Below are 12,118 nucleotides of genomic sequence, written 5' to 3' on the forward strand. Positions count from 1 at the left end.
GATGTCGAATACGCAATTGACTGTATCACATATGAATCGGCAGAACTCAGGCGGTCGACATGTCGTGGGCGCCGACGGTGCTGTACAGCTCGCTCGCGCCGGTGCGGATGATCCAGTGTTCGGGATACGGCTCGCTGGCGAAGCGCTTGTGCCTGGCCATGCGGCTGAGCTGGGTGAGGGCGGTGGCGGGCGCCAGCGCGGTCTCCTTGCCGCTGAGCTGGTCGAGGTGCCAGAAGCCGCCGTCGCGGTGCAGCAGCAACGGCAGGCCGGCGGCGTTGGGCGCGGTGGCGAAGGGCGCCATCGGATAGCCGGGGTGGGTTTCCGGCGCCAGCAGGTAGAAGCATTCGGCCTGCGCGCCCTGGTCGATGCGGTGCAGGATCACGCCGTGCGGCATGATGGCCGACACCGTCAGCACGACGATGCCCTTGATGCTGGCGCTCAGTTCGATGCGCATGCCGAGCCGCAGCGCGGTCGGCTTGTGCTTGCCGGGCCAGACGCCGTCGAGCAGGATGCCGTAGCGCGACACGTCCTCGATCTCGAAGCCGTGGCCGGTGCGGCGGATCACGGCGTGGCGGCCGGACAGGCGGCGGGTCAGGCCGTGGTTGTCTTGGCCGGCGTCGCCGAAGTGGCTGAGCAAGACGTCGGCCTCGGGATCGACCAGTTCGAAGCGGCCGAACACGCATTCGTCCAGCGCGAACAGGCGGATCTGGCGCTGCGCGCCGGCTTCCGGCGCGGCGTTGACCAGGCAGGCGGCGCGGCTGGGGTGGGGATGCAGGGCGGCGCTGGCCGGCATGTCGATCTCGATCAGGTCCTCGTCCCAGGCGATGGTGGAGAAGCCCAGGTCGACCTTGCCCTGCGGCGCGCCCAAATCGAGGTGGGCGATGCCGGCGTTGCGGGCGGTGACGTCGATGTCCATGCTGTCGCCGCCGTTGGCGTTGACGCGGGCGATCGAGGCGTCGTCGGCCATCACGCGCACGTTCTTGTGCGTGCTGAGGAAGATGCGGTGGATCTCGGTCAGGGTGGCGTCAAGCCGTGGCACCAGGATGACGAAGGTGCAGACCCAGGTGCGCGCGGCCAGTTCGGCGTGGCGGCTGAGCAGCTCCATGCTGATCTGGTATTGGCCGTGTTCCTTGCCGCGCGAGGAGAATTCGACGAAGACGGGGCGCCAGTCGCCGCTGGTGGAGCGGACGAACTGCTGGCGCGCGGCGCCTTCGGGGATCAGTTCGGACTGCAGTTGCAGCGTCAGTTGCGGCGCGCAGCCTTCGGGCATGCCGCGCAATTCCATTTTGAGGGTCTGGCGGCCGCCGGCGGCGCGCGGGTCGAAGCCGCTGATGTGCAACTGCGGACGCTCGGACTGGGCGCGCTGCATGGGCCGGGCGTAGCCGGCGGGGGCGGTCGTGGCGGCGCTCGGCGCGGCGTTCGATTCGGTCGATGCGCTCGAAATGGTCGGCACAGTCGGCACGGCCGGACGCGCCGCGACCGGGCTGCCGGTGCGGGCGGAGCGCAATGCGCTGAGCAGATCGTAACTGGTGACCGGGGCGGCGGGCGCCGCTGGCTGGTCGTGGCCGCCCGCGCAGGCGGACTCCCCAGGCATGACCCAGTGAGTGCAGTGCGGGTGATCCGGGTTACTGCATTTTTTCATGACATTCAGACCGACGAGATAACCCAGAGTTTATGCGTTTTTACCGGGCTTTGGCAATCTGGCGGTCAATCGTGCCACATATATTTTCGCGGCGGCCCCTTTGCGGCCGTCGGCGCAACAGCTGTCATGTTGAAAGTGCCTGGATGCGGCCGGTCGGCAGTGCCGTTTCGTCAACATTGGCCGGCGTGGCGAAACGCAGGACGATGGCGCTGACGTTATCAATATGCAAGCCGGGCGGCGGCCGATGGGCGAATTCGTCGAACAATTGGCCGAGCACGGCGTTGGCGTCCTGTCCCTGGCGCGCCAGCAGCTCGGGCCAACGCTCGGTCCAGGCCTGCGGTTTGGCGCAGGCCCAAAAGCCGTCGGTGGCCAGCAGGTAGACGGCGCCGGCGCGCGGCGTCAGCACGCGGCGGTCGGCCAGGTGGCGCAGGAAGGTCGGCAGCCGGGCCGAGGTCAGCGCGCACAGGCCGTCGTCGAGCACCTGCGGATTGGCGAAGGCGTTGCCGAGGATGAAGGCCTGCGAGATCTGCGCGCGGTGCTCGCCGTGCACTTGCTGCCACCATTCCTGCGCGCCGAGCAGGCCGTGCAGAGCGAAGGCGGTGGCCGGCACGTGGTCCACCGTCAGCGGCTGGGCGCCCTGCGCGGTGATTTCGTAGAGCCGCGAGTCGCCGACGTGGTAGAGCAGCGGCGCCTGGCCGGGCGGGATCTCGATCAGCGTCAGCGTGGTGCCGGGGCGGCGGAAGTCGTCGTGGTCGCTGGCGCTGCGGAACTGGCTTTGCAGCGCGCCGTGCAGGGCGTCGAGGCGGGCCGCCAGCTGTTCCAGCGTGGCGCAGGCGGGCACGCGCAGCAGGCCGTTGGCCACCGCCTCGGCGGCCTGGCGGCCGTTGCCGTGGCCGCCCATGCCGTCCATCACGGCCAGGCGCACGTGGCCGGCCGGCCAGTCGGCCAGCTGCACGCTGCATTCGGTTTGGTCGCGCAGGAAGACGGCACGGCCGTGCGCGTCGATCAGCAGGATGTTGTCCTGGTTCTCGGGCACCTGCAACTTGCTGATGCTGGCGTCGCTGCGGGCGGCGATGTCGAGGTCGGGGCCGAAGGCCAGGGAGTCGGTCAGTGAGGTCATCGTTGGCGGCGCGCGTCCTGTCGTGGCGTATGGCCACAGCTTAGCCGAAAAACCGCGCAGCGCGGCCGTCGCGCGCGAGTTAGTTTTCTCATTCACCGCTGCTCCTTAGCCACAGGCTGTTGGCCCAGCCGAGCTTATCCTCGCCGCCGACATGGACGCGCACCTGCCACCAGTCGCCGTCGCGCAGGCCGGTCGGCGTGACGCTGGCGCCGGCCGGCACGGTCAGAAGGCGCGCCGTCTGCACGCCGGCCGCCTGGCGCAGGTTGAGGTCGCGGTGCACCTGGAAGGCCAGGCCGGCGATCGGCGCGCCGGCCGGGCTGGTATGCGGCGGCGCGGTGGCCGCGGCCTTGGTCGTCGATGTGGGGGATGGCGTCGTCGTGCCGGTCCGGCCGGCAAGGGCCGGCGTGGTGGCGGTGCCGCGCGCGCAGAACAGGATCAGGCTGCCGAAACCCCAGGCGCCGACGACGAGGATCAGCAGGGCGCGCGTGTTGGGGCGCTGCCACCAGCGCCGTGGCGTCAGGTAGGCCGCCAGGAACAAGGTCAACAGCAGGCCGAGCGCGAAGGCGCCGGCGCTGTAGAGCCGTTCGAACGGCCAGTCGATGGGCAGGGCGGTGGGCATGGTGGGCTCCTGGCTCAGGCATCGAAGCGCAGCACGTAATGGCCGGCCACCAGGTGATGGCCGGGCGGCAGCAGGTAGGGCGCCTCGGCGCTGGCCTCGCCGATGGTGGCGACAAAGGCCAGTTGCTCGTCGAGGTGGTACAGGGCCTGGCTGGCGGCCAGCCGGCCGATCTTGAAGCCTTGCGCCGAGGCCTCGAAGCTGAAGGCGTTGCGCGACAGGCCGATGCGGTCGGCGCTGGCGCCGTCCGCACCGCCGGTGCCGTCGCCGTCTTCGCGCTGCAGGAAGCGCGGCGAGTCGAGCACGCGCAGCGCGGCCAGCATGGCGCTGCTGCGGCCGAAGTTGAAGCGGGCGCCGGCGGCCACGGCGGCAGCGACCGGCTGCGGCAGGCAAAGTAGGGCGCAGTAGCGCTCGGCCATGGCGGGGGCGGCGGCCAGCAAGGCGATGGCGCGGCCGTCGACCGGCGTGAAGCTGGCCGGCGCGGCGATGCGCTGGCGGCCGGCGGCGGTGCAGGCGTGCAGTTGGTCGGCGGCGTCGACGACGAAGCTGATGGCCGGCGTGCCGGCGCCGCCCAGGGTCAGTGCCTGGTTGAACGGCAGTTCGAGCGCGCGCGCGCCGGTGTCGCGGTAGCGGCTCAGGCGCGGCAGGGCCAGCGCCACCAGGCTGACGCGCTGCTGTGCCAGCGGGGCGTAGGTGGAATCGCTTTCACCCGGCTGGTTGAGCGGCTGGTGGCCGATCGGCACGGCGGTCTGGTCGAGCGTGGCCGGCGCGCCGCCGCGGCTTTGCCACACGGCGGGACCGGCGCCGGTCTTGCCGGCGCGCGGCGCCGGCATCACCATCGCGGCGTTGGCTGGCGGCACGGCTGCCGCCGACGGGGTGCCGATGGCGGCCTGCGCGGCGCTGCTGGCCGCAGCGCCGGCCAGCGCCGGAATGGACTGGAACTGATCGGCGGCGCTGGGGGCTTCCGCCGCCGTGCCGACGCGGCTGATCTTCAGCAGCAGGCGGGCCTCGCCGCCGTGTTTGGACTTGATGGTGTAGTGGCCGCCGCGCGGATCGTAGCGGCAGTCGAAGGCGTCCTTGGGCCGCATCTGCACGGCCGGCGGGCTGTCCGGGCCGTCGTTGATGATGAGGATGGCGCCGTCGGCGCCGAAGGGCCAGCCGGCGGCGGCGAAGCTGGCCTCGCCGTCGTCGCCGCCAATCAGCGCCAGGCGCTGGTTCGGGTAGATCGGGCAGACCGGGTGCCAGATCGCGCTGTCGCGCGAGACGCTGACGTTGTAGAGGATTTTCTCGTCGGCGGCCGGCAGGTAGACGGCGTGGCCGAACTTGACTTCGATCTGGCCCGGCTCGACGGCCTCGGCGCCGATGACGTCGTAGCGCACCTGGTCGGCGCCGAGCAGGTCGCCGAAGTCCTTCTGGTGCAGCGCGGTCAGGGTTTGCGCCAGGTCGCGGGCGCGGGCGCCGCGCGTCAGGTGGTAGTCGTCGTCGACCTCCTCCTGCGGCAGCATCAGCGTGACGTGGGAGAAGCAGCGCGTGGCGGCGCGGCCCTTGTGTTCGCGCGGGCTGCGTTCGAGCAGGTCGCGCAGCAGCGGGCGGCGCGAGAACAGCGCCAGCCCGGGCGCCTGCCAGATCGCCTCGGCGTTGAAGACGTCCGGTATGCGGCCTAGCACTTCATGTTGGACATAGATCGGCATGATTCATTCTCCTGTAAAGATTGCGCGCTGATCGCAGCGAACGAGAGTAGGGGGAGCAGGAAAAACAGCAGGTGGCTGCCGCCGGCCGAGAGAAAACTCATCGGCTGGCCCATGATGGGGAAGATCGCCAGGTTGGTGCCCCAGGACAGCAGCAGGTGGCCGAACAGCAGGGCGGCGCCGCCGCACAGCGTGAAGTAGCGGAAGCGGCCGGCCCAGGCCTGGCGGAAGTCGCGCGACACGGCGCCGGCGGCGTGGTTGCGCGCGGCGCCCCACAGCAGGCCGGCCAGCAGCGCCGCCTGGACGGTCCACAGCAGCAGGGCGCCGAGCAGGCCGTGGCGGTTGAGGAAGAAGGCCGGCGCGAAGTCGTCCTGCACCGCCGGGATGCGCAGCGCGGCGCCGGCGCCCTGGCCCAGCGAGCGCAGGCCGAGCAGGCCGTCGCCGCCCCACCAGCCGCCTTCGGCGATGGCGCGGGCGCCCAGCAGCAGCTGTTGTCCGGTGTGCGGATGGCGCGCCGGCGCCAGCCAGACCTGGAAGCGGTCGGCGTAGAAGCCGCCGTTCTGCGGCCAGTGCGCGGCCGAGTCGGCGTCGGCCAGGCGCAGCCAGACGATGGCGGCCACCGCCAGCAGCATGGCCGCCAGCGGCAACGCCGCCAGCAGGCGGTTGCCGCCGGCCAGGCCGTAGGCCAGCATCATCGCCATGCTCCAGACCAGCAGCAGGATCAGCGGCGAGTAGTCGTCCACCTGCACCAGCGCCAGGCCGAGCAGGGCGAGGAACAGCAGGGCCGGCGCGATCAGGCGTAGCCAGCGGGCGCCGTGTTCGGCCAGCCGGCGCGGGCCGCTCTGCCAGCCCAGGCGCAGCGCCAGGCAGTGGGCGGTCAGGCAGGTCAGGGCCAGCTTGGCCAGCTCCACCGGCTGCAGGTCGAACACGCCGGTCTCGTCGCCCCACAACACCTCGGCGGCCAGGCCGGCCAGCGCCACTGCGGCGAACGTGGCCAGAATCCATTCGGTGGCGCGCTGCGGCAGCAGGGCGGCGCGTTGTGCCGCCCACAGGCGCCAGACGCCGCCCAGGCCGGCGCCAACGGCCAGCAGGGCGCAGCTTTTTTGGTGGTAGCGCAGCCAGGAGACGTCGTTGGCACCGAGGCCGAGGTCGAGTTGGGACAGCAGGCCGGCCGCCAGCAGGATCACGGCGGCGGCGTTGGCCAGCGTCAGGCGGCCGGGCAGGGCCAGCCACCAGAACAGGGCGCAGGCGGCCAGCAGCAGCGAGCAGGCCGCGCTCGGCGTGCTGCCGGCGCGTTGCAGCAGCAGCGCGCTCAGACCGCACAGCAGCAGGACGACGGTGCCGAGCCAGTTGAGCCGGTTTAGCCAGATCGGCCACGGGCGGGCGTGGATGGCAGCATGTTGTGTCGATGCCGCCAGCTTTGCAGTCGTCGTTTCGCGCGCCGCCATCACCACCGCCGCGGCCAGCAGGACCAGGCACAGCGCCAAGCCGGCCCACAAGGCGCTGCTGGCGGGGTTGTGCCACAGCGCGCGCTGGCGCCATTGCCAGTCAACTTGGGTCGGCAGCTTGAGCTCGGCCACGTTGAACAGCGTGACGCGGCGGCCCGGCTGCATGCTCAGTTGATCGTTCCGCTGGGTCAGCAGCAGGCGGCTGTGGCCGACGATGATGGCGTGCACGCCGGCCAGCGGCAGCTCCTGTTGGCGTAGATCGGTTTGTCGCGCGCCGTCGAGCAGCAGCACGGCGCCGCGTTCGCCGTCCGGGCTGGCGGCCGACAGTTGCAGCTGGCCGCGCAACGGGCCGTCCGAGCCGGCGCGGGCCAGCAGGGCGGTGCCGGGCGTGATGTCCTCCAGCCCGAGCCGGTTGTCGCAGTGGACGTTGCCGCCGAAGCTGAGGGGGCGGGCGATGCTCAGCGGCCGTGGCAGCCAGCGGTTCCATAGCGCCAGCGCGCGCGCCGCCAGGTGGGCGTCGGCGCAGGGGGACTGGGCGCGGCCGTCGCGGTACAGCACGGCGCCGTCGTAGCGCCATTGCACGCCGTCGCGGTTGAAGGCCACCTCGCTGGCGCTGGCCGACAGCACGTCGAAGCGGTGGTGGCCGACCTGGAAGCGCTGGCCGCCGCGCAGCGCCACGCTGCCCATGCGCTGCTCGCCGGCCTCGCCCTGCAGCACCACCTGCTTGGCGGCGCTGAGGTTGCGCAGCGTCCAGCCGTCGCGCGGGCCGCGCCGCAAGGTCAGGTGAGCCTTGTCGGCCTGCGGCGCGGCCAGTTCGCGCTGGCCCAATGTGATCGACTCGCCCGGCGCCAGGCGCACCGTCACGGCGGCCGGATACCAGGCCGGCGGGGCGCGCCACAAGGCCCAGGCTTGCAGCGAGCAGAGTAGCAGGAGCAGGCTGCCGGTGGCCGCCAGCGCGGCATGGCGTCGCGCCAGTCTGGATGCGCCGGCCAACACGCCGCTTAGCGCGCCGGCCAAGGCCTTGCCACGGCGTTGCGTCGGTTTGAATGGGCGCGGCGTGGCGCGCAGCGGCGTCGCCATCATGCGCCCTGGATGCTGCGCCAGGCGTTGCCGGCGGTGGGACGGCCCATGCCGTGGATCAGCTCCTGCACCGGCGAGGCGCCGCGCACCGGCAGGCTGCCTTGGATGGCGGCCAGCATGCGGCTGATCTGGATGGCGTGGCGGGGCCGCTGCGCCGGATCGGCTTGCAGCAGGCTGCGCAGCAGGGTCAGCGCCGGCAGGCGCGCTTGCGGATGCGTTGCGCCGACGCGCTCGGCGAAGTGGCGTTCCTCGTCGGGCTGCAGCGCGGCCGGGATGGCGCCGCCGTGGGCTTGGCGCAGCACGGCGGCGCCGGCCGTGTGGTGGGCGCGGTAGGCCGAGCCGCAGTCGGCGCAAAAGCGCAGCGGCACGCCGCCGGTGACCAGGAAGTAGAACAGCGCGCCGAGCGAGAAGTAGTCGCTGCCGGCGCCGCTGGCGTAGCTGCCGTCGGCGCCGGGGAAGAATTGTTCCGGCGCCTGCCAGTTGGCGGTGCCGGCGTATGAGTGCAGCGTGGCGGCGCCGAGTTCGCGGTTGGTGCCGAAGTCGGCCAGTTTGACGCTGCCCAGCAGCGGATCGAGCAGCACGTTGGCCGGCTTCAGGTCCAGATAGCGCCAGCCGTACTGGTGCACCTTGGCCAGCGCCTGGTTGAGCTGCGTGATCCAGGCCAGCGCCTGGCCGAAGGGCACGCCGGCGCCGCTGGCCTTGCGCGCGCTGACATGCTTGCCCAGGTCGGTGGCCATCAGTTCCAGCGCCAGCACCGGCAGGCCGTCGTGCCAGCCGCTGTCGAGCAGGCGCACAATGTGGCGCTCGTCCCACGGTTCGAGCGATTGCAGGAAGGCGATCTCGTTGCTGGCGCTGTCGATCCAGCGGGCGCGCTGGGCCGGCAGGGCGCGCGTCATCTGCTCGCGGTTAATCAGCTTGATGGCCACGTCGGGGGTGGCGCGCGGCCCGCTGGCGCGCCAGATCACGCCGTAGGCCGAGCCGGCGATCTGCTCGCGCAGGCGGTAGTGGCCCAGCTCCAAAGTGATGATTGCGTCTGCTGTCGTCATGCTGCCCCCGGTGGCGCTGTTCTGTCGCGGCGGGCTAGCGGGGGGATGGGGAAAGCGCGCCGGCGCGGCGTGCCGGCCGCGCTGGCGGCCGACGCTGCGGACGCTGCGGATGCTGCGGGATGCTGGCGCCGGCGCGGCGCCGCCAGCCTACTGGTTGACCAGTTGGACGACGAACAGGCGACCGCTCGGTTTTTTCGACGTCAGCAGCTGGGCGCCGTCGGTCAGCGCGACCTTGCCGCCGACCGGGATCGGCGTCTTGGTCTGCACGTCGATCAGTTCGGGCATGCCCTCGTTGACCAGGTACCAGACGTTCTGGTGGAAGACGAAGTAGCCGACGCGGCGCTTCTGCTCTTCGCTCAGACGCTCGTTGGGGGCGATGTCGCGGTCGATATGCCATTGGAACAGCGACTGGTTGGTGTAGACCATCAGCCGGTGGCCCTCGGGGCGGAAGGCGCCCTCCTTGCGCGAGGAGTACAGGTTGAGCACCGGCAGCGGGCCGACGAAGGGCGTCTGGCAGAACGGGCAGACCGGCTTGGTCTTGTTGTCGAAGACGAACCACTTCTGCTCGCAGGCGCTGTTGGCGCACGGTTGCAGCAGGTCGACCGTCTTGACCAGGGCGTTTTCCCACTCGTCGGCGGTGGGCCGCTGCGCCGGGTCGCCCAGGCCATTGGTGAAGGCGCGCGTGAACAGCTCCGACAGATAGGGGCCGACGACGTGGTAGGGCAGCCGCGCGGTGTCCTTCCAGGGCAGCTCGAAGGCCTTCAGGTTGGCTGTCTTGATGCGGTTGGAAATGTCGGTCGGGTGTTCGACGAACAGCGCGTTGGCGCCCATCGACAGCTCCTCGTCCTTGTGCGGGTCGTTGACGTCGTGTACCTTGTCGCCGCGCAGCGGGTGGCGGAACAGCAGGTACATATAGATCAGCACGGCCAGCGCGTGGCGGTCGGTGGTGATCGAGGGCAGCTTGCGTTGCGGGTCGTTGTGTGCGAGGTGGGCCGTCATCACGCATTCGGGCGCGATGAAGTCGGGCGTGCCGACCACCTCGGGCGGGAATTTGCCGGGCACCACCAGGCCGTCGATGTCGATCAGGCAGGCGCGCCCGGTGGTCGGGTCGATCAGCACGTTCTTGTAACTGAGGTCGGAGTGGGCCAGGCCGGCCGCGTGCATACGCCGCACGGCACGGGCGATCATCAGGCACAGTTTGATCTGGCGCATCCAGTCGCCCAGCTCGCGCGGGTCGAGGAACTTGTTGCGGTTGGACGGCGAGGAGAACCACTTGCCCTCCTTTTCGCGCCCCTTGATGCCCAGCATGTCGTTGTTGCGCGAGCCGTGCTTGAAGAAGAAGTCGTCCTCGTAGAACGGGGCGACGACGCCGACGCGGCCCTCGTGTTCGAGCATCGTGGTGGGCCAGCAGAACAGCTTTTTCCAGTACTCGCCGCCGGGCTGGTTGAGGATGCGTTCGCGGTAGGAGCCGGTGATCATGGCCAGCCGCTCGCGCAGCGCGGGATCGGCGGCGCCACGGAAGAAGGCCACCACATATTTTCCGGTGGGGGAGAAGTAGACGTCCTTCATGCCGCCCGAGGCTTTCACCTCGTCGTAGAACTCGATGGTGGAGCCGTCGGCCGCGGTGACGCTGACTATCTTCGTCATGCCAGTAACTCCCTAGTAGATGATGGCGATCGTGCGATCGTCATGGTTGCCGGCCGACCAAAAGTCTAGCCAGTCGAGCAGCTTTTGTTGTGGCGCGCCGGCGTCGGCCGCCAGCGCGCCGGTCTGCTCCAGGTCCTGCCACAGCTCGTCCCAGACGGCGGCCCTGGCCAGGCGGGCGTCGGTGTCGAACTTGGGGTCGGAGACGCCGTCGCTCATCAGCACCAGCGCGCTGTCGGCGTCGCCCAGGACGAAGCGGGTGCGGCGCAGCAGCGCCTCCTGGCTTACCTCGCCCGGTTCGAGGAAGCGGGTCTGGCCGGAGTACTCGCCGCTGTCGACCTCGCCCAGCAGGGTGACGCCGTCGCGCTTGCTGTAGACGCCGACGGCGCCGTCGCCGACCCAGTAGGCGACGTGCAGCGTGCCGAAGGGGTAGCGTTTGCAGGCGGCGATCAGCGCCGTGCTGGAGTAGTCCTTGTAGCTGGTTTGCGGGTCGCCCTGCGCCGCCACCTCCTGCACGATGGCCTTGACGGCGTAGTAGGCGGCGTGGCCGACCGTGACGAAGAGTTTGTTGTGCAGGGTCTGGCGGGCGAGTTCCTTGCCACTGTCGTCCGGTGCCTGCGCCGACAGGGCGCCGTAGGCTTGCGCCGCCTGGTCGATGGCGAGACCCTCGGCGCCGTCGAGCGTGCGTTGCAGGTGCTGCAGCGCCTCGGCGCAGATCAGCTGGGCGCCACGGCGGGAGAACCTGGCGCTGCCGGCGCCGTCGGCGACCACGGCGACGTGCCAGCCGGACTGCGCCAGGTGGGCCAGGCTGAAGTCGTCGTCGCGGAAGCTGCCGACGTGGGCGTGCGAACGACCGCGCTTGCTGGCGGCGATCAGCTTGAGTTGGCCGGCGTCGATGAAGGCGCTGTCCTCGTCGGGCTTCCAATAGACGTCGTCGCGCTTGGACGGCAGGTTTTGCCACATGCTGCGCGGGTCGGCGTTGACCAGCAGCTTGACGCTGGCGCGCCGCTCGGCGCCGCCGTGCGGGCCGTCCAGGCAGTAGGCCAGCTCGATGTCGTAGTCGCCCGGCAGGGCCGGCGTGCCGCTGATGGTGCCGCTGGCCAGATCGGCGTGCAGGTCCAGCGTGGTCGGCAGGGTCATTCTGGTGTAGCGGATCGCCGGGCCTCCCGCCGGCAGGGTTTCCAGCGTTTGGGCGTAGGCCTCGCCGGCGCGCGCGTTGCGCAGTCGGAAGGTGAGGCCGGGCGGCTCGGCGGCCGGCGGTGCTTGGGCCAGCGCTGGCGCCGGTACCGGTGCGGGAGCGGGAGCGGGAGCGGGAGCGGGCGTTGGTGCCGGTGTGGCTGATGGTGTATTTTCGGACATCGGAGCGGGTGTGGTTGTGCCGGTGTTGACCGGCGGTGGGGCGCCGTCGGCCGCTGATGCCGAGGCGCTCGTGGCTGTCGTAGGCGCTGGCAGCGCTGGCGCGGCCGCGATTGCAGGTTGCGCCGGCGCCACGGGGTCGCTTGGCAGGGTCGCGCTCATGGCCGAAGGCGTTGCCGCCACCGTCGGCGCGGGCGCCGTGGGCTCACCCGCCGTCGCGGTCGACGGCTTGGGCGCGCTCGCCGGATTGAGCTCGTCCAGCGTCAACGGCCGCACCGTCGGCGCGGCGGCGCGGCGCGACTGGCGGAAGCTGGCCAGTTGCTTGCGCAGCTTGTCGTCGAAGACGCGGATCAAATGCATGCAGTCGTCGCTTTGCAAGAAGGCGTCGACGGAGCGGAAGTCGTCGGCCACCTTGGCGTCGCCAATCAGGTGGAGCCGTACCGCGAGTTTGAGTTGTTCATTGCCGGACATTGCCACT

General features: G+C 70.8%; 8 protein-coding genes. All 8 read right to left on the minus strand.

The window, feature by feature from the left end; all coding sequences use genetic code 11:
- Window positions 1-46: 46 nt before the first annotated feature.
- On the minus strand, window positions 47-1,594 hold the full coding sequence (locus H7U20_RS21935) for an FHA domain-containing protein (RefSeq protein WP_199761276.1): 1,548 nt from the start codon (window positions 1,592-1,594) through the stop codon (window positions 47-49).
- Between the two features lie 172 nt (window positions 1,595-1,766).
- Entirely contained in the window at window positions 1,767-2,762 is a 996-nt protein-coding gene (locus H7U20_RS21940) for a PP2C family protein-serine/threonine phosphatase (protein WP_199761277.1), read from the minus strand.
- An 88-nt stretch (window positions 2,763-2,850) separates the two neighbouring features.
- Window positions 2,851-3,381, minus strand: a complete 531-nt coding sequence (locus H7U20_RS21945; protein ID WP_199761278.1) for an SH3 domain-containing protein — start codon at window positions 3,379-3,381, stop codon at window positions 2,851-2,853.
- A 14-nt stretch (window positions 3,382-3,395) separates the two neighbouring features.
- Complete coding sequence (locus tag H7U20_RS21950; RefSeq protein ID WP_199761279.1) at window positions 3,396-5,069, minus strand: hypothetical protein; 1,674 nt, start codon at window positions 5,067-5,069, stop codon at window positions 3,396-3,398.
- Window positions 5,039-7,597, minus strand: a complete 2,559-nt coding sequence (locus H7U20_RS21955; protein ID WP_233410985.1) for an FtsW/RodA/SpoVE family cell cycle protein — start codon at window positions 7,595-7,597, stop codon at window positions 5,039-5,041. The genes H7U20_RS21950 and H7U20_RS21955 overlap by 31 nt, the downstream gene beginning before the upstream one ends.
- Window positions 7,594-8,640 carry a serine/threonine-protein kinase gene (locus H7U20_RS21960; protein WP_199761280.1) on the minus strand — a complete coding sequence of 349 codons (1,047 nt, stop codon included), beginning with the start codon at window positions 8,638-8,640 and terminating at the stop codon, window positions 7,594-7,596. Before H7U20_RS21960 ends, H7U20_RS21955 begins: the two co-directional genes overlap by 4 nt.
- A gap of 147 nt (window positions 8,641-8,787) precedes the next feature.
- Complete coding sequence (locus tag H7U20_RS21965) at window positions 8,788-10,287, minus strand: helix-hairpin-helix domain-containing protein (protein WP_199761281.1); 1,500 nt, start codon at window positions 10,285-10,287, stop codon at window positions 8,788-8,790.
- A gap of 12 nt (window positions 10,288-10,299) precedes the next feature.
- Window positions 10,300-12,111, minus strand: coding sequence for a PP2C family serine/threonine-protein phosphatase (locus H7U20_RS21970; RefSeq protein WP_199761282.1), 1,812 nt, complete (start codon window positions 12,109-12,111; stop codon window positions 10,300-10,302).
- Between the last annotated feature and the right edge of the window lie 7 nt (window positions 12,112-12,118).

It is taken from the genome of Rugamonas violacea, assembly GCF_016461825.1.
Lineage (GTDB): Bacteria > Pseudomonadota > Gammaproteobacteria > Burkholderiales > Burkholderiaceae_D > Rugamonas.

Excerpts from the sequence above, each read along its gene's own strand:
- H7U20_RS21955 (WP_233410985.1), bottom strand. The coding sequence starts at position 7,597 with ATGATGGCGACGCCGCTGCGCGCCACGCCGCGCCCATTCAAACCGACG.
- H7U20_RS21945 (WP_199761278.1), bottom strand. The coding sequence starts at position 3,381 with ATGCCCACCGCCCTGCCCATCGACTGGCCGTTCGAACGGCTCTACAGC.
- H7U20_RS21970 (WP_199761282.1), bottom strand. The coding sequence starts at position 12,111 with ATGTCCGGCAATGAACAACTCAAACTCGCGGTACGGCTCCACCTGATT.
- H7U20_RS21935 (WP_199761276.1), bottom strand. The coding sequence starts at position 1,594 with ATGCCTGGGGAGTCCGCCTGCGCGGGCGGCCACGACCAGCCAGCGGCG.
- H7U20_RS21965 (WP_199761281.1), bottom strand. The coding sequence starts at position 10,287 with ATGACGAAGATAGTCAGCGTCACCGCGGCCGACGGCTCCACCATCGAG.
- H7U20_RS21940 (WP_199761277.1), bottom strand. The coding sequence starts at position 2,762 with ATGACCTCACTGACCGACTCCCTGGCCTTCGGCCCCGACCTCGACATC.
- H7U20_RS21960 (WP_199761280.1), bottom strand. The coding sequence starts at position 8,640 with ATGACGACAGCAGACGCAATCATCACTTTGGAGCTGGGCCACTACCGC.
- H7U20_RS21950 (WP_199761279.1), bottom strand. The coding sequence starts at position 5,069 with ATGCCGATCTATGTCCAACATGAAGTGCTAGGCCGCATACCGGACGTC.